The sequence below is a fragment of the Paenibacillus sp. R-74696 genome, from assembly GCF_055814915.1.
Map to the genome: position 1 here is coordinate 267,365 of NZ_JBPULM010000018.1, position 18,591 is coordinate 285,955.

Annotated in this window: 16 protein-coding genes; 8 read left to right on the forward strand and 8 right to left on the reverse strand. The window is 47.1% G+C overall.

Going from position 1 to position 18,591, the window contains the following annotated elements; translation table 11 throughout:
* Positions 1-34: 34 nt before the first annotated feature.
* The 7 genes from rsmG to rpmH all read right to left on the reverse strand — a co-directional run bounded on the left by rsmG (position 35) and on the right by rpmH (position 6,496).
* Positions 35-760, reverse strand: a complete 726-nt coding sequence (rsmG, locus tag ACSR9A_RS05560; protein WP_473756098.1) for a 16S rRNA (guanine(527)-N(7))-methyltransferase RsmG — start codon at positions 758-760, stop codon at positions 35-37.
* An 11-nt stretch (positions 761-771) separates the two neighbouring features.
* A complete protein-coding gene (gene mnmG, locus ACSR9A_RS05565) occupies positions 772-2,658 on the reverse strand; it encodes a tRNA uridine-5-carboxymethylaminomethyl(34) synthesis enzyme MnmG (protein WP_473756099.1) in 1,887 nt (628 codons plus the stop codon).
* A 64-nt stretch (positions 2,659-2,722) separates the two neighbouring features.
* Positions 2,723-4,102, reverse strand: coding sequence for a tRNA uridine-5-carboxymethylaminomethyl(34) synthesis GTPase MnmE (gene mnmE / locus ACSR9A_RS05570; protein ID WP_473756100.1), 1,380 nt, complete (start codon positions 4,100-4,102; stop codon positions 2,723-2,725).
* Between the two features lie 71 nt (positions 4,103-4,173).
* On the reverse strand, positions 4,174-4,797 hold the full coding sequence (gene jag, locus ACSR9A_RS05575; RefSeq protein ID WP_473756101.1) for an RNA-binding cell elongation regulator Jag/EloR: 624 nt from the start codon (positions 4,795-4,797) through the stop codon (positions 4,174-4,176).
* Complete coding sequence (yidC, locus tag ACSR9A_RS05580) at positions 4,794-5,627, reverse strand: membrane protein insertase YidC (RefSeq protein WP_341280287.1); 834 nt, start codon at positions 5,625-5,627, stop codon at positions 4,794-4,796. Before yidC ends, jag begins: the two co-directional genes overlap by 4 nt.
* Before the next feature lie 305 nt (positions 5,628-5,932).
* Positions 5,933-6,274: a ribonuclease P protein component gene (gene rnpA / locus ACSR9A_RS05585; protein WP_338553775.1), complete on the reverse strand. Its 342-nt coding sequence runs from the start codon at positions 6,272-6,274 to the stop codon at positions 5,933-5,935.
* Between the two features lie 87 nt (positions 6,275-6,361).
* Positions 6,362-6,496, reverse strand: coding sequence for a 50S ribosomal protein L34 (gene rpmH, locus ACSR9A_RS05590; RefSeq protein ID WP_074904820.1), 135 nt, complete (start codon positions 6,494-6,496; stop codon positions 6,362-6,364).
* A gap of 523 nt (positions 6,497-7,019) precedes the next feature.
* Here rpmH and dnaA point away from each other — a divergent pair.
* From dnaA to gyrB, 6 genes are all read left to right on the forward strand, one after another.
* Entirely contained in the window at positions 7,020-8,372 is a 1,353-nt protein-coding gene (dnaA, locus tag ACSR9A_RS05595; protein ID WP_056036004.1) for a chromosomal replication initiator protein DnaA, read from the forward strand.
* A gap of 257 nt (positions 8,373-8,629) precedes the next feature.
* Positions 8,630-9,772 (forward strand): DNA polymerase III subunit beta, encoded by a 1,143-nt coding sequence (dnaN, locus tag ACSR9A_RS05600; RefSeq protein ID WP_341280288.1) that lies wholly within the window; start codon positions 8,630-8,632, stop codon positions 9,770-9,772.
* A 67-nt stretch (positions 9,773-9,839) separates the two neighbouring features.
* A complete protein-coding gene (gene yaaA, locus ACSR9A_RS05605; RefSeq protein ID WP_473756102.1) occupies positions 9,840-10,055 on the forward strand; it encodes a S4 domain-containing protein YaaA in 216 nt (71 codons plus the stop codon).
* Positions 10,056-10,087: 32 nt separating this feature from the next.
* Complete coding sequence (gene recF, locus ACSR9A_RS05610) at positions 10,088-11,200, forward strand: DNA replication/repair protein RecF (RefSeq protein WP_341280290.1); 1,113 nt, start codon at positions 10,088-10,090, stop codon at positions 11,198-11,200.
* A gap of 27 nt (positions 11,201-11,227) precedes the next feature.
* Complete coding sequence (gene remB, locus ACSR9A_RS05615; RefSeq protein WP_028608695.1) at positions 11,228-11,479, forward strand: extracellular matrix regulator RemB; 252 nt, start codon at positions 11,228-11,230, stop codon at positions 11,477-11,479.
* 53 nt (positions 11,480-11,532) lie between these two features.
* Positions 11,533-13,452 (forward strand): DNA topoisomerase (ATP-hydrolyzing) subunit B, encoded by a 1,920-nt coding sequence (gyrB, locus tag ACSR9A_RS05620; protein WP_473756103.1) that lies wholly within the window; start codon positions 11,533-11,535, stop codon positions 13,450-13,452.
* Between the two features lie 139 nt (positions 13,453-13,591).
* Here gyrB and ACSR9A_RS05625 read toward each other — a convergent pair whose 3' ends face one another.
* Positions 13,592-14,353: a YheC/YheD family protein gene (locus ACSR9A_RS05625; protein ID WP_341280292.1), complete on the reverse strand. Its 762-nt coding sequence runs from the start codon at positions 14,351-14,353 to the stop codon at positions 13,592-13,594.
* Between the two features lie 257 nt (positions 14,354-14,610).
* On the opposite strand from ACSR9A_RS05625, the gene gyrA reads away from it, so the two are divergent.
* Together gyrA and ACSR9A_RS05635 are read left to right on the forward strand one after the other, a co-directional pair.
* The gene (gyrA, locus tag ACSR9A_RS05630; protein WP_341280293.1) at positions 14,611-17,115 is read left to right on the forward strand and encodes a DNA gyrase subunit A; all 2,505 of its coding nucleotides are present in this window, start codon (positions 14,611-14,613) and stop codon (positions 17,113-17,115) included.
* A gap of 42 nt (positions 17,116-17,157) precedes the next feature.
* Entirely contained in the window at positions 17,158-18,240 is a 1,083-nt protein-coding gene (locus ACSR9A_RS05635; RefSeq protein WP_473756104.1) for an HD-GYP domain-containing protein, read from the forward strand.
* Positions 18,241-18,591: the final 351 nt, after the last annotated feature.

The window sequence follows — 18,591 nt, forward strand, 5'->3', positions numbered from 1 at the left end:
TAAATTCTATAATAAGTAATCGTGTAGATCGTGTTTATAAAATAGGCTGTTTTAGTGGTGTTCCCGCTTTACGGGGATATTTGCGCGGAGTTGCTTCACGTTTCTCAATCAGCACAATATGCCGTTCGGATTGTTCGAATGGTAATGTGAAGCTGTGCTCGGAACGGACAGCAGCTTTCAGCTCCTTCAAGCTGGTCCCCGCTTCCCGAACCTCTTCCTCACTTTGCGAACCTTTCATCGCTGCGAACAGACCGCTCTTGCGTACAAAGGGCAAACAAAACTCATTCAGTACATTTAGCCTGGCAACAGCTCTTGCTGTTACCAAGTCATAGGCATCACGATGACCTTGCAGTCTGCCGATATCCTCAGCACGTCCATGAACACAGCTGACATCGTCAGCAATACCCAGCTGCTCTGCCAAAGCATTAAGAAACTGGATACGTTTATTCAAGGAATCAACAATCACTATTTTCAAATGCGGGAAGCAGATTTTTAGTGGAATGCTTGGAAAGCCTGCACCAGAACCAATATCCGCTATTTTATTGACTGCTTTCATATCGATAAAAAAAGAAAGGGAAACCGAATCATAAAAATGCTTTTCATAGACGGCTTCACGTTCTGTTATACCGGTCAAATTCATGCGTTCATTCCATTCGACCAATAAGCGATAATACGTATCGAACTGATCAAGCTGATGCTGGGATAAGGCAATTCCCCGCTCTTGCATCAGCTTTGGAAACCACTCTATCGTCTGTTCCATCGTTTGTTCTTCTATCCTCTCGCCGCTACAACGCGGTTATAATGCTCTAAATAAACGAGCAGTATGGAAATATCAGCTGGCGTTACGCCAGCTACCCTGGAAGCCTGACCGATGGACAACGGTCTGATGTCCGACAGCTTTTGCTTCGCTTCAGAAGCAAGCCCCTGCACATCGAAATAATCGATATCATCCGGTATCCGTTTTTTCTCCATTTTGCTCAGTCGTTCAACCTGCAACAGCTGCTTCTCAATGTATCCGGCATACTTAATTTGAATTTCAACCTGCTCCTTCATTTCCTCTGTCAAAGCAAGCTCTGAAGGCGTAATGCTTTCCAGCATCGCATACGTAATTTCTGGACGGCGCAGCAGCGATAACGCATCTACCGTAAACGGAATTTCAGCTGATTCCGCAGCTTTTAATACGGGTAGCGCTTCCTCTGGTTTCACTTTTGTCGTGCGCAATCTTTCAATTTCTTGTTCAACCAATGCTTTTTTATTCAAAAAGCTTTCATAACGCTCTTCCGAAATCAAACCAATTTCATAGCCAATTGGAGTCAGACGCAGGTCAGCATTGTCATGGCGAAGCAGTAAGCGATATTCTGCACGGGAAGTTAGCAACCGATAAGGATCACTAGTCCCCTTCGTTACAAGGTCATCGATCATTACGCCAATATAGCCTTGGGAACGCGCAATAATGACCGGTTCTTTCCCTTGCACTTTACGAGCAGCGTTTATTCCTGCAATAACACCTTGGCCAGCCGCTTCCTCATAACCGGAAGTACCGTTGATTTGTCCAGCTGTGAATAACCCGTCAACGACCTTTGTCTCCAATGATGGCCATAGCTGCGTCGGCACGACTGCATCATATTCAATCGCATAGCCATTGCGCATCATTTCAACTTTTTCCAAACCTGGGATTGATCGTAAAATGCCCAATTGGACATCTTCCGGCATGCTTGTGGAAAGTCCTTGTACATAATACTCCGACGTATGCAGACCTTCCGGCTCCAGAAAAATCTGATGCTTTGGCTTATCGGCAAAACGCACAATTTTATCTTCGATCGACGGACAATATCTTGGGCCTGTGCCTTCAATTGCTCCCGAAAACATCGGTGCGCGATGCAAATTATCGTTAATGATTTTGTGTGTTTGCTCCGACGTATAAGTCAACCAGCATGGAAGCTGCTCATTATTGGAGGAAATCGTCTCATGTGAGAAAAATTTCGGCTGCTCATCGCCCGGTTGAATTTCTGTCTTTGTAAAATCAATGGTATCCTTGTGCACGCGTGGCGGCGTACCGGTTTTGAAACGCACCAGCTCGAAGCCATGCTCCTTCAGACTTGCTGACAGCTTCAGCGAAGGCTGCTGGTTATTCGGGCCGCTCTCATACATCAGCTCACCCATAATGATTTTGCCGCGCAAATAGGTGCCTGTTGTCAGGACGATCGTCTTCGACCGATAGATCGCGCCTGTTTTCGTCACAAGCCCCACTATTTTGCCTTCCTCCACCATCAGTTCTTCTGCCATTCCTTGGCGCAGCGTCAGCTTTGGCGTCTCCTCAATCGTCTTTTTCATTTCATGCTGGTAGGCAAACTTATCCGCCTGTGCGCGAAGCGCGTGAACCGCAGGCCCTTTACCTGTATTCAGCATCCGCATTTGAATAAAGGTTTTATCAATATTACGGCCCATTTCGCCGCCTAAAGCGTCTAGCTCACGAACGACATGCCCTTTGGCCGGTCCGCCAATCGACGGATTGCATGGCATGAAGGCCACCATATCCAAATTTATCGTCAGTAATAGCGTCTCACAGCCCATACGCGCTGCCGCAAGCGCAGCTTCGCTGCCCGCATGTCCCGCACCGATAACGATAACATCATATTGCCCTGCTTCGTATCCCATTCCAAGTACCTCCCAAAGCGCTGCTAGCCTGATGGATGTTCGTCCGGAGGCTATTGATCGCTTATTATTTGCCCAAACAAAATTGTGAAAAGATTTGATCAATCAATGAATCGTGGGCCGCATCCCCGAGAATCTCACCAAGCGACTCCCAAGCTGAACGCACGTCAATTTGCATCACATCAATCGGGATGCCCGCCTCCGCTGCCTCGATACCATCAAGCAGCGAACGCTGCGCCCTCTTTAATAAAGCAATATGCCGCACATTGCTGACGTAGGTCAAATCGCCGGAATCCAGCTTGCCTTCGAAAAACATTCCGCTAATTGCCTTCTCCAAATAATCCAGGCCCGCTTCCTGCAGCACCGACATGCGGACAATCGCTTCTGGGCTGAAACGCTTCTCGATTTCTTCCATGTCGAGCTTGCCTGGCAGGTCGGTTTTATTAATGACCAATACCACTTGGCGACCCGCCATTCGGTCCAGCAGCTCACGGTCATCGGCATGCAGCGGCTCATTATAATTCAGCACGAATAAAATAAGATCGGCTTCCGCAAGTGCCGTATGCGACCGCTCCACCCCAAGCTGCTCGACGAGATCGCTCGTCTCGCGAATGCCTGCCGTATCAAGCAGCCGCAGCGGAATGTTATTAAGCGTGACATATTCCTCTATGACATCACGCGTTGTGCCGGGAATATCGGTCACAATCGCTTTATTTTCCTGCGCCAGCATATTAAGCAATGATGACTTGCCTACGTTCGGCCTGCCGACGATTGCCGTCATAATACCTTCTCTTAATATTTTGCCTTCATTTGCTGTTTTTAAAAGCTTAGCGATTTCATCCAGCGCAATTTGGCTTTGATCACGAATATAAGCCGTCGTCATTTCCTCGACATCATGCTCAGGATAATCAATATTCACTTCAATATGCGCCAGCAGCTCAATGACCGTCTGCCTGAGCGCTTTAATCCGCTTAGACAGCAAGCCTTCTGCTTGCTTGCGCGCGATGGAGAAAGCGCGATCCGACTTTGAACGAATAAGATCGATGACCGCTTCCGCCTGCATTAAATCGATGCGCCCGTTCAGAAAGGCCCGCTTCGTAAACTCGCCAGGCTCAGCTAATCGCATATCTTCCTGCATCAGCACCACATCGAGCACCTTCTTAACCGCGACTACGCCGCCATGAGCATTAATTTCCACAACATCCTCGGCTGTAAAAGAACGCGGCCCACGCATTAGCGTCACCAGCACCTCTTCAATCTGCTCGCCTGTAGCTGGATGAACGATATGTCCATAATGCACCGTATGGCTGTCTGCTTCGCGCAGATCGGTTCGGCTTTGAAATAGTGCAGCTGTCCCGGCAACTGCATTCGGACCGCTTATGCGGATAATGGCAATACCGCCCTCTCCAACAGCGGTTGAAATCGCGGCTATCGTATCTTGTATCATTGTGTTCAGCACCTCTCAAATGGAAAAACAGCAATGACCATGGGAGCCATTGCTGCGAATCTGTTCTACCTTTATGACTTCAGGGCAATGACAATCCGTCGATGCGGCTCATCACCTTTGCTGTATGTCTTCACACGAGGATGATTTTGCAGCTGGGAATGAATGACCTTCCGCTCATGGGAAGACATCGGCTCCAGCACAACCTCTTTTTTCGTGCGAATTACTCTGCCCGCAAGGCGCTCCGACAGCTCTTCCAGCGTCTTGCGCCGGCGCTCGCGAAAATCCTCTGCATCAAGTACGATACGAAGATGACTGTCCGAATAGCGGTTTGCCACAATATTAACCAAGTACTGCAATGCATCGAGCGTTTGCCCGCGCCTTCCGATTAACATGCCGAGATCTCCCCCGCCTGAAATCGAAAGCTGCGTGCCTTCCCTCGTCTGCTTGCGTTCAACGGATACAGCTAGTCCCATTGTGCTCGCTACTTCCAGAAGGAACTGCTCAGCTTCACTTGTTGGATCAGGAATAAGCTCCAGTTCTACTTTCGCTTCTTTCACGCCGATCAAACCGAGGAATCCTTTGGACGGCTGCTCAAGAACAGCTACCCTCACACGATCCTCAGCCACATTTAATTGTGTCAAACCACTCTGTACAGCCTCTTCTATCGTTTTCCCTGATGCAACGATTTTCTTCATTTCGCGAGGGCCCCCTTACGTTTACCCTTACCTTTAGATTGTTTATCGTTGGTACCTGTATCGTCATTGCCTTTTTTCTCAGCATTGCGCACATACAAGAAATAGTTTTGAACAATTGTGTAGATGTTACTGTAAATCCAGTAAAGCGGCAGAGCTGCTGGGAAATTAATCGCCATGACGAAAATCAATACTGGGAAAATGGCGAGCATAGCTCCCATACCAGGCATTGTTTGCGTCTGCTGCTTCTGCATCATCTTCGATTGGATGAAAGTTGTCGCCGCGGCGATAACGGGAAGAATGTAATAAGGGTCCTTCTCCCCTAGCTGCAACCACAAGAAAGCATGCGTACGCACCTCAGGGTTCATATAAATCGCATTATAGAGCGCGATAAATACAGGCATCTGTATAATGAGTGGCAAACATCCTGCCATCGGATTTACCTGATTGGCCTGGAACAGTTTCATTGTCTCTTCCTGCTGCTTTTTAGGGTCATCCTTGTATTTCTTCTTCATCTCTGCGATTTGCGGCTGCAAAGCCTGCATAGCCTTCGAGCTGCGATATTGCTTAATCGTCAGCGGCAAAATGGCTGTTCTTACAATAATGGTAATGAGCAGGATGGCCAAGCCATACGATCCGGCAAACCAATCTGCGAATGTATCTAGGGTAATCGCGAAATAGTAAACGACATTACGCTGCCAGAAACCGCCTTTCAGCAAGTCCTCCGTGCTCGTCGTTTGAGCTATCTCCGTCCCGCAGCCTGCAATGATTACCATAGTCATTAGCATGCCAAAAACAAAAAGCCATTTACGGTTTTCTTTCCGAAACAACATGAAAACTCCTCTCTTGAGAGCCGATGCTTCGCCTATCCAGCATTAAACGGTTTCGTCGCCATTCAGCACAAACTACGCAGTTTCGCATGAGATAAATCTGCATCGTTACAGACATATTTCCTATACCTTCTCATCCTTTAAACTATACCATAATTGGTAGGACAAAAGAAAGGAATGGCATAAGGTAATTTCGTCACCTATGTAACCGTTTTTAATATTAATGGGGATAGCCAATTCTATTATCCGCACACCTCTTACGTCTAAACGAAACGAACTGTCCCCAATGGGCATAAAGCGGTCTCCGCTTAACGCTTGAGGAGCCCGGCCTTCCTTAGCACATGCATAATGCTTTTTTCCATCTGGCTCGTCTCCATCGCCACCGCAGGCTTTCTAACAATAATGATGAAATCGACCTTTGGAACGATCCTTGCCTCATTCAACCTGATGATTTCTTTAATGACGCGGCGCATCCGATTGCGAACAACCGCATTGCCGATTTTTTTGCTTGCTGAAATGCCCAGTCGGAAAGGCTCCGCCACAGGCTGCTTCGACCAATATACGACGAACTGCCCGTTGGCGAACGATCTGCCTCCCCGGTAGACCCGGCCAAAGTCGCTACGGTTACGCAGACGCAATCTTCTTTGCACGACTCCATTTCACCGTTCTTTCCTATATTATGTTCAAAAGTATCGCCGGCAAGGCAAAAAAAAAGACCACCCGACGTGGTCTTTTGCTTATGCGCTAAGAACTTTTCTGCCTCTTTGACGACGCGCCGCCAAAACTTTACGTCCGTTTTTCGTGCTCATCCGCTTGCGGAATCCATGCACTTTTTTACGTTTGCTAACATTCGGTCTAAATGTAGGTCTCATTTACTCTGCACCTCCCGTACTTCTTCATAAAAAAAACAGGTAGTTCAATTAAAGCACGTACCCTTCGGAAAGTCAACTCACCCTGCGTCTTACAAACAATAAATCGAAAGCTGTGGATAAATGAATGAAATCGGCGATTTTGCAGAAAATGAATAAGCTGTGCACAACTTTTTCAGCGAACTTACGAACTTTGTCGAAATCTTAACAAGATATAAACAATATCTAGTGTTGTGCGCAACTTTTATACACAAGCTATTGAATATGTGGATAAAATCTTCGAATCCGTTGAAATACAAGGGATCTTTTGCTATGATAGTTATGTTTTATATGTGGATACCTTCCCTTTATCCTCAATCTTATTAACAGGCTGTGGATAAAAATGTGAACAAGTTAATCACCTATTTATAACTCAACCGTTTTCATTTCTTCATATTGTGGATGTTTTCCTTGGAAAAATGACATTCATTCGACAGAATATGGCTTAATTGCGCCGTTTCGGCGATTTTGATAAGGAGTGACGTCTGTGGACAGCCATGCTTATGATATATGGCAGCAAGTGTTGTCAATTATTCAGACGAAGCTGAGCAAGCCAAGTTTTGATACTTGGTTTAAGGCAACCAAAGCTTCGTTCGTGAATGATACTTTGCTTGAAGTTACGGCACCGACAACATTTGCAGCTGAATGGCTGGAAGGCCGTTATACAAAACTAATTCGCACAACCCTGTTTGAATTTCTAGGCAGACAGGTCGATGTGCGTTTTTCCATTGAAGAGGCGCGAAGCGCCGAGCCGGCAGCTATGATGCCGCCTAGAGCAATGGATGTGCCCGTCGTACAGGAAGAAAGCCATACCCATGTGCTGAATTCCAAATATACGTTCGAGACATTCGTTATCGGCGCCAACAATCGCTTTGCCCATGCGGCATCACTTGCGGTAGCTGAAGCGCCGGCGAAAGCCTACAATCCGCTGTTTCTCTACGGCGGTGTTGGCCTTGGAAAAACGCATCTGATGCATGCAATCGGCCACTATATTAAGGATCACAATCCCAATACGAAGATCATGTATATTTCGTCGGAGAAATTCACCAATGAATTTATTAACGCGATTCGTGACAACCGTGGGGAAAGCTTCCGCAATAAGTACCGGAATATCGACGTTTTGCTCATTGACGATATTCAATTTTTGGCCGGTAAAGACGGGACGCAGGAGGAGTTTTTCCATACCTTCAATGCGCTTCATGAAGAGCGCAAGCAAATCGTCATTTCCAGCGACCGTACGCCGAAGGAAATTCCGACGCTGGAGGAGCGCCTTCGTTCCCGCTTTGAATGGGGTCTAATTACCGATATCCAGGCGCCTGATCTGGAGACGAGGATTGCTATTTTGCGCAAGAAGGCTAAGGCCGAAAATCTCGATATTCCCAATGAAGCGATGGTTTATATCGCTAACCAGATCGATACGAATATTCGTGAGCTGGAAGGCGCCCTGATCAGGGTTGTCGCTTACTCCTCGCTCATTAATCAGGATATCTCCTCCCATTTGGCAGCTGAAGCGCTCAAGGATATTATTCCTTCAAGCCGGCCGAAGCTGATTACCATTAACGAGATCCAGCAGAAGGTCGGGGAGTTTTATGGGCTGCGGCTTGAGGAGTTTAAGGCGCGCAAACGGACGAAAGCTGTGGCATATCCGCGGCAAATCGCCATGTACCTCTCTCGAGAGCTTACGGACCACTCACTGCCAAAGATCGGCGAAGCTTTTGGCGGGCGGGACCATACAACAGTCATTCATGCCCATGAGAAAATTACGCAGCAGCTTAAAATCGATCAGGACTTGTACAAAATATTGCAAAACCTGACTGAAAAAATCAAAAATCATACGTAAGCCGTTATGCAGAGCAAATTGTGCTGAAAAGTTATCCACTTTTATACGGAAAACGAACACAAGCCTATACACAGTCTATACACATGTGGATAGGCTTGATCTATCAGCGCTTGTCCCACTTATCCACATATTCAGGCCCCCTACTACTACGACTACTAAAAAATCTTTAAAAAAACATCATCCATAAGCGGAATAAGACATTCGTGGAACATCCACTATGATTCGCGATGTCTCCCTGCGGATATAGGAGAGAAATTATGAAATTAACGATTTCAAAAAATGAACTTAACGATGCGATCCAGCAGGTAGCGAAAGCAATCTCCTCCAGACCAGCCATACCGATTCTTGGCGGAATCAAAATAGATGTTACCCATCAAGGTGTGACCTTAACGGCAAGCGATACTGAAATATCTATTCAGAGCTTCATCCCGGTAGAACGCGATAATTTATTTATTGCACATGTGGATAAACCGGGAAGCGTTGTACTCCCAGCTAAATTTTTTGTCGAGATTATAAAAAAACTGCCATCCGATAATGTTGAAATTCAAGTTGGCGCCCAGTTTCAAACGATGATCCGCTCCGGCTCCTCCGACATCCAGATGGTTGGTCTTGATCCAGAGGAATTCCCAATTTTGCCGTCTATTGAAGAGAACGGTTTATTTCAAATGCCAGGCGATTTGTTGAAAACGATGATCCGCCAAACGGTGCTAGCCGCATCCACCAATGAGCAAACGGCTGTATTAACCGGCGTATTATGGACGCTTAACAACCAGCAGCTGAAATTTATAGCAACAGACCGCCACCGTTTGGCGAGCCGCAATGCGCATACCGAAACCGATCCTGAATATCGTTTCTCCAATGTCATTATTGCTGCAAAAACATTGGTCGAGCTGTCGAAGCTTGTCCCTGAGCATAATGCGCTCGTGGATATTGTCGTAGCTGACAACCAAGTGATGTTCAAGCTCGGCAATGTGCTGTTCTACACACGTATGCTTGATGGCATGTACCCAGATACTTCAAAGATTATTCCGCAGACGTACAAAACAGAACTTGTCGTCGATACAAAAAATTTGATGGATGCGATCGACCGCGCTTATTTGATGTCGCGTGAGGAGAAGACGAATATTGTGCGTCTGATTACGCTTGATGACAATTCGATCGAAATTTCCTCAAGCTCAACCGAGCTTGGCCGCGTAACGGAGCAGATCGATGCCAAAAAATTTGAAGGCGAGCCGCTGCGCATCTCATTCAACTCCAAATTTATGCTTGATGTGCTCAAAGTAATTGACAGCGAGCAAATTTTCATCGGCTTTACAGGTGCTATGAGCCCGATTATCATTAAGCCGACAGATCATTCGTACAACATGTACGTTATTTTGCCTTACCGGACAACAACGTAGCAGCCTCGCGAGAGTGCTTGCGGAAATTTTAGATAGAGCTCGAGAAGAGGAAGGTGGGCAAGCCACGATGAAGGAAGTTGCCATTCGCACCGAATATATTCCGTTGGGGCAGTTTTTAAAGCTATCGGATTGTATATCCACAGGTGGACAAGCTAAATTTTTTCTGCAGGAGAACAAGATTACGATTAACGACGAGACGGATAACAGACGTGGACGCAAGTTGTATGTCGGGGACCGTGTCGAAGTAGAAGGCTTCGGCATCTTTACTGTTACCGGTTCATAATGATTAGCTAAGGACCGGGAGGGGCAGCAGACGTGTTTTTAAAAAATATTCATTTGCAAAATTACCGCAACTACGGACAGCTTGAGCTGGAGACGAGTAATCAGGTCAATCTGTTCGTCGGTCCGAACGCCCAGGGCAAGACGAATTTGCTGGAAGCAATATTTGCGCTTGCCCTCACCAAATCGCACCGTACGTCCAAGGACAAGGAGCTGATTGGCTGGGAAGCGGATTCGGCTCGCTTGCAAGGCACGGTAGATAAGCGTTATGGCACGGCGCAGCTTGAGCTGCTGCTGTCTACACAGGGCAAGAAAGCGAAAATTAACGGGCTCGAGCAGCGCAAGCTGAGCAACTTCATCGGGTCGCTGAATGTAGTTATGTTCGCGCCGGAGGATCTCGAAATTGTAAAAGGCACGCCGGGTGTACGCAGACGGTTTCTGGATATGGAAATCGGTCAGGTGCAGCCCGGTTATTTGCATACCCTTCAGCAATACGGCAAGGTGCTTGTACAGCGCAATAACTACCTGAAGTCTGCTTCTCCTGGCTCCATGCAGCAGACGATGCTGGATGTATGGAATACACAGCTCGCTGAGCTAGGTGTTAAAATTATGAAAAAAAGGGAACACTTCATACATAAACTGCAGCGCTGGGCTGAGCAGATCCATTCTGGCATCACGGCTGGCAGCGAACAGCTCACAATTACCTACTGCCCATCGCTTGGCAGCGGCGAGCCGGAAGATGAATCTGTTTTATTTGAGCAATTTATGATAAAGTTAACACAAGTGAAAGAGCAGGAGATTCGCAGAGGGATGTCGCTCGTTGGGCCGCATCGCGATGATTTGGCCTTTTTTATTAACGGCAAAGAGGCATCTGTATATGGTTCCCAGGGACAGCAGCGCACAACCGCACTCTCGCTAAAGCTGGCAGAAATTGAGCTGATTGCTGAGGAGATTGGGGAATATCCGCTGCTGCTTCTTGATGATGTTCTGTCTGAGCTTGACCAGCACCGGCAGACGCAGCTCATAGAAACATTTCAGAGCAAGGTGCAGACGTTCATCACGACAACCGGGCTTGAGAGCGTCAATATTAGCAAGCTGCAGGACGCTTGTATCTATAATGTGCGTGAAGGCCAAGTGACGCGCGGATAAGCGCAAACGATCGGGAGGCGGGGGAGCATGTATATCCATTTGGGCGGCGAGAAAATTATTCGGGCTGCCGAGCTGGTAGCCATTTTCGATATATCCATAGAGCAATCCTCCAAGTTATCCAAGCAGTTCGTTGCAGGCGCTCGCAAGCGCAAGGACGTGGAGACGATTGGCGAAGAGGAGCCGAAATCCATCGTTGTGACGAAGCAGAAAATCTATTATTCGCCAATTTCATCCTCTACCTTGAAGAAGCGAGCTCATCATTTTGTAGCGAATGGCTGACAAGGGCTAGAATAACGTGTAGCAAGAGCAGTTGAGAGGAGCAGTGAGCATTAATGTCTTTGAATCCGCAGCATACGTATGACGAGAGTCAGATCCAGGTGCTAGAGGGACTGGAAGCAGTCCGCAAGCGCCCTGGTATGTATATTGGCTCCACAAGCAGCAAGGGACTCCACCATCTCGTATGGGAAGTTGTCGATAACAGTATCGATGAAGCGCTTGCTGGCTATTGTACTGAAATAAATGTGACGATTCATGAAGATAACAGTATTACCGTTGTCGATAACGGACGGGGTATCCCTGTCGGCGAGAACGCCAAGCTTAAGAAATCTACGCTTGAAGTCGTTATGACGGTGCTTCATGCCGGCGGTAAATTTGGCGGAGAAGGCTATAAAGTTTCCGGCGGTTTGCACGGGGTTGGTGTTTCTGTCGTCAACGCTTTGTCGGAGCATGTAGTTGCAACCGTCAAGCTGAAGGGGAAAATTCACCAGCAGGAATATCGCCGCGGAGCGCCGGAATCAGATATTAAGGTCATTGGAGAGACGTCGCCGGAGGATACAGGGACGACGATTCGCTTTAAGCCGGACCCGGAGATTTTTACCGAGACGACGGTTTATGAATACGATATTTTGCAGTCCCGGATTCGGGAGCTTGCTTTTCTAAATAAAGGAATTGAACTTACGCTGACTGACGAGCGTACGGGAATGACAAACACATTCAGATACGAAGGCGGCCTTAATGAGTTCGTTCAGTATTTGAACCGGAACAAGGAAGCGCTCCATGAATCGCCGATTTATGTTGAGGGCTCCAAGGATCATATTCAGGTAGAGCTGGGCCTCCAGTATAACGACGGCTATAGCGAAAATATTTATTCGTTCGCGAATAATATTAATACCCATGAGGGTGGAACGCATGAGTCCGGCTTCAAAAGTGCGCTCACGCGGGTTATTAATGACTACGCCCGCAAAACGAACTTGCTGAAGGACAATGATTCCAATTTCTCAGGTGATGATGTGCGCGAAGGCTTGACAGCGATTATTTCGGTCAAAATTCCTGAGCCGCAATTCGAAGGACAAACGAAAACTAAGCTAGGCAACAGCGAGGTTCGCGGTATCGTCGAATCGCTGCTTGCAGAGAAGCTTCAGGAGTTTCTCGATGAGAACCCGGCTGTATCTCGCAAAATTGTAGAAAAAGGCCTTCAAGCAGCTAGAGCACGTGAAGCAGCACGCAAAGCGCGTGAGCTGACGCGTCGTAAGAGTGCGCTTGAAGTCAGCTCGCTTCCAGGTAAGCTGGCGGATTGCTCCTCCAAGGATGCGGCAATCAGCGAGCTGTACATCGTAGAAGGTGACTCGGCCGGTGGTTCGGCTAAGCAAGGCCGTGACCGTCACTTCCAGGCGATATTGCCTCTGCGTGGTAAGATCCTGAACGTTGAGCGCGCAAGACTCGACCGAATTCTCGGCAATGCAGAAATTCGGGCGATTATTACAGCGCTTGGAACGGGCATCAGCGAGGACTTCGATTTGGCGAAGGCACGTTATCACAAGGTCATTATTATGACCGATGCCGATGTTGACGGCGCACATATTCGTACGCTGCTGCTGACGTTCTTCTATCGCTACATGCGCAAAATTCTCGAAGCGGGCTATATTTATATCGCCCAGCCGCCGCTCTATAAAGTCGAGCGCAACAAGGTCATTCGTTATGCGCAGAACGAGAAGGAACGTGATGCAATTATTGCGGAGTTCGGCCAAACCGGCAAAATTAACATTCAGCGGTATAAAGGCTTGGGCGAGATGGATGCTGTCCAGCTCTGGGAAACCACGATGGATCCGGAAAGCCGTTCCATGCTTCAAGTAACGATTGATGACGCCATTGAAGCTGATACGATTTTTGATACGCTGATGGGCGACAACGTTGAGCCGCGTCGTAACTTCATCCAGCAATATGCTTTAAGTGTTAAAAATCTCGACATTTAGCTTTTCTTTGATTCATTACTCGCTGAATCTTTTAAGTACAGCGGCATAACTTGCCGCTTTTAAATTATAAATAGCCGTTTCTAGAATGTGTTTTTATACGGAGCCTTGCGCGCAGTATGAGGATATGCACTAGCAGCGGCTATTTTCTTTTATACCGGCCATAGGCAACGGCGTAACGATATATTTTTCGAAACACGGACTTGTCGGGAAGCTTGCGGAAAATAAAAGGATCGGGGCAGGTATTGACCTCTAATATCCATGGGCGCAGCCTCGTATCGATTGCAATATCGACACCGATTTCTTTAATTCGCGGATAAGCCTGATGCAGCTGGTGGACGATGGATAGGCTTAGCTTGTTCAAACGCTGTCTATACGCTTGCTGCTCCGTTGCGGACAGATGACCATTCATGAGCTGTTCGAAAGGCATTGGCGTGCCACCACTATGGTAGTTGGTGACGATTTTTGCAGGATGGGCGAGACGACCGATGATGCCCGTTGCTTCCCAGCTGCCTTGCGGATTTTTCTGTACCATCACGCGGATATCAAAGCGCCGCTTCTGATGGCGAAGCAGGAATATTCCCCTTTGTACGAGGTAGCGTTTGCCCACTTGATAGGGATAAAGGCTGTTGTACAATTGGTCGAAGGTTGCGAACGTGCGGACACTGGTTTCAATCTGGTATCGGAAGCCTCGGCCTGGAGCGGCATATTGCTCGACTCGAATGACCCCTTTTCCAAATGTGCCATTGACGGGTTTTACATAAACCATGCTGTATTGGGTGAGCATAGCAAGCAGGCTTTCTTTGCTGAACAGCTCGGTAGCAGGCATGTATTCGCGTAAATGTTCGGAGCGCAGGAGCACCTGTGTTTTAGCCCATTTGCTAGTAACGCGTTGTATAGACAAGCTTGATTCCCCTTTCTTTGAATCACTGCCTGAGCCTATCGTTTCTTATTCCGGCAGGAGACAGAGTTTAGAATGAGTGGTATAATAAAAGTTGGATTTGTTTAGTTTATGGCAATCGGAGCGTTACGGAATACGGTATTTAACCTATTTTTTCGGCTATGTTCGTGGAATTTAGGTTTAGTATCGTCTTATTTGAGAAAGAACTAGAGAGACAATGATGTTTACAGGTTTGCAGATAGACGTCAGGGAGGTAAAGCATGGCGGAAGAACAATATTCGCAGATTAAAGACCGTGATATAGGCACGGAAATGCGCGATTCCTTTATGGACTATGCAATGAGTATTATCGTAAGTCGCGCATTGCCCGATGTAAGGGATGGACTCAAGCCTGTTCATCGCCGGATTTTATTCGCAATGTCGGAGCTTGGGATGTCACCGGACAAGCCTCACAAAAAATCCGCAAGGATTGTAGGCGAAGTCATCGGTAAGTATCATCCTCACGGTGATTCGGCTGTGTATGAGTCTATGGTGCGTATGGCACAGGATTTCTCAATGAGGTACATGATGGTAGATGGTCACGGCAACTTCGGTTCGGTTGATGGCGACATGGCAGCAGCTATGCGTTACACGGAAGCTCGTCTATCGAAGATTGCAATGGAGCTGCTGCGTGACCTTAACAAGGAAACAGTGAATTTCATTCCGAACTATGACGGTGAAGAGAAGGAGCCTGCGGTATTGCCGGCGCGTTTTCCTAACCTGCTAGTCAATGGTGTAACAGGGATAGCTGTAGGTATGGCCACGAACATTCCTCCGCATAATTTGGGGGAAGTTATTGACGGTGTACAGGCATTGATTGCGAATCCGGATATTACACCGCTTGAATTAATCGATTTTGTAAAAGGACCTGATTTCCCAACGGCAGGTATTGTTATGGGACTAAGCGGCATTCGTCAAGCTTATTTGACGGGTCGTGGAACGGTGACTATGCGAGCGCGCGCAATGATTGAAGAGAATGGCAACAAAGCGCGTATTATCGTGTATGAGCTGCCTTATCAAGTAAATAAAGCCCGTCTCGTTGAGAAAATTGCTGAGCTCGTTCGGGAGAAGAAGATCGACGGCATTACGGATTTGCGTGATGAGTCTGATCGTAATGGTATGCGGGTCGTTATCGAGCTTCGCCGCGACGTGAATCCTAGCGTAGTGCTCAACAACTTATACAAACAGACGCAAATGCAATCCAACTTCGGTATTAATATGCTTGCTCTCGTAAATGGCGAGCCGAAGACGTTGAATTTGCGCGAAGTACTCTATCATTATTTGCAGCATCAAATCGAGGTTATTCGTCGCCGTACGGAATACGATTTGAAGAAAGCCGAAGCACGCGCTCATATTTTGGAGGGCTATCGGATTGCGCTTGATCATCTGGATGAGGTTATTGCGTTGATACGCGGTTCCCAAACAGCGGAAATAGCACGTGAAGGCTTGATCACTCGATTCGATCTAAGCCACGAGCAGGCACAAGCCATTCTCGATATGCGTTTGCAGCGCCTTACAGGTCTGGAACGCGATAAGATTGAAGCAGAATATACAGAGCTTCTATTGAAAATTGCCGAGTTCAAAGCGATTCTCGCTGATGAGCAGCTCGTGCTTGCTATTATTAGCACAGAGCTCAATGAGATTAGAGATCGTTTTGGCGATGAGCGTCGTACGGAAATTACGGCTAGTGATGAGGAGATTCTGGATGAGGATTTGATTCCTCGCGAGGATGTTATTATTTCCATTACGCACAGCGGCTATATCAAGCGCCTGCCGGTTACGACTTATCGGAGCCAGAAGCGGGGCGGAAAAGGTGTCGTTGGCATGGATACGAAGGACAATGACTTCGTCGAGCATCTTTTTGTATCCAATACGCATCACTACCTGCTCTTCTTTACTAATAAAGGCAAGGTGTACAAGCTGAAAGCTTATGAGATTCCTGATCTTAGCCGGACAGCACGCGGTACACCGATTATTAACTTAATTCAAATCGAGCAGGGCGAGACGATTAATGCGGTTATTCCTGTACAGGATTTTGACCCGAATCATTATCTGTTCTTCGCTACCCGTCAAGGTGTCGTGAAGAAAACGCCTCTCGATGACTATATCAACATTCGCAAAGTCGGCCTCATTGCCATCTCGCTGCGTGAAGATGATGATCTGATTGGCGTCAAGCTGACAGACGGTCAACAGGAGATTGTTATGGGAACTGCGGAAGGCATGTCGATTCGTTTCTCTGAAAATGACGTGCGCTCTATGGGCCGTTCGGCTACAGGCGTGAAGGGTATCCAGCTTGATGAGAGCGATGCTGTTATTGATATGGATATCGTCATGAATGATAATGATGTGCTGATTGTTACGTCCAAAGGGTATGGCAAACGGACGCCAATGAGCGAATATCGTATTCAAAACCGTGGCGGTAAAGGGATTAAGACGCTTAACGTTACGGATAAGAACGGACCGATTGTCAGCTTGAAGGTCGTTGTAAATGATGAGGATCTAATGATTATGACTGCATCAGGCACATTGATTCGGACAAGCATGGAAGGTATCTCTACGATGGGCCGCAATACGCAGGGCGTTAAATTGATTAATACCCGCGATGAAGATACAGTAGCAACGGTTACTCGTATTGCCCGCAGTGAAGAAGTAAGCGATGATCTGGAAGAAGGCGAAGCGACTGAATTTGATGCTGCACAGCCTTCAGACAGCGAAGAGAACGAATAGTTTTTATATCAGGGGAATCCAGGACATGGGGAGGGAACCGTTGTGCCAACGGTGACTTTATCACAAGTGAAGTTAGGCGATAAGATTAGTGAAGATGTCCTTACCCCGTTAGGTCGGGTACTACTTCAAAAAGGCAAGGTTATTGCTGGCCGCGAGCTAGAAATTTTGAGAGCTTTCATCATTTCAAACGTGGCCGTTGATGGACCAGCAGCTCCTGCTAAAGCGTCGGAAGATGCCAAAGCAGGCGCTGCCTCCAAGCAAGTGGACGATAAGCCGTTTGCTGCTTCTTCCCTGCATGATGAATATGACAAGATGCTGGTGCTGCTGAGACAAGTCTTTAATGATCATGCGGCGCCGCAAGGCATCCCTATTATGGATATTCGCAATCAGATGGAGAATTTGCTGCAGCATATTAAGAACTATCAGATTTTGACGTTTGTGCCGCGCAGTTTTATGGAGCGTGACTATTTGCTTCATAACAGCATTGCGTGTGCACTTACTTCTTATCTTATTGCGCAGTGGAACGGCTTTCCTCAAAAAGAATGGATGCAGGTTGCTCTTGGCGGCTTGCTTCATGATTTTGGGAACACGCGTATTGATCGTTCGATCCTTTCTAAACCGACTGCGTTAACCGTAGAAGAGCTGGAAGAGATGAAACGGCATACCGTGCTGGGCTACCAAATGCTCAAAAATGTAGCATCTCTTAACGATGGCGCCAAGCTCGCAGCTCTTCAGCATCATGAACGGGTAGACGGAACGGGTTACCCTCTTGGCATTGATGCAGCTAAAATCCATCCGTACGGGAAGATTGTAGCAATAGCTGATATTTTTCACGCTATGACCTTGAACAAGTCTTATCGTAAGGCAGTCTCGCCATATCTTGTTCTAGAGCAGATCCAGAGCGACGCTTTCGGCAAGCTTGATCCGACTTATGTTCGAGTGTTTGTCGAGAAGGTTACGCAGTTCCATAATGGAACGAAGGTTAGGCTTAGTGATGAACGGGTAGGAGAGATCGTGTTTTCTGATCATGTGCATCCAACTAGACCATGGGTTTCCATTGAGGGATCTATTATTAACTTAACGGTAGAACGGCATCTACATATCAATGAGGTTATTTCATCCTAAGTACAGATGGAATAGATAAAGCTTAATTAGCTACTATTATTGAGAGTATAGGTCGTCAAAACGTAAATGTAACAGTTAATTAAAGCCGTCCAGAGTAAGTGCTGGGCGGCTTTATCCCTTTATATATAAGGGATTCAAGGCTTGAAGCTGCAAGGAAAAACGCTATTTGAAAAAGAAATGATATTTTTTTAAAAAAACACTTGCATTGGTATAGGCACCCGTGATATATTATATGAGTCGCCGCTGAGACATACGGCAGACAAGAACGAAACGCAAGCAAGAGAAATTGTTCTTTGAAAACTGAACAACGAGTGAAACTGCCACATTAACTTCGGTTAATGTAAAGCGATA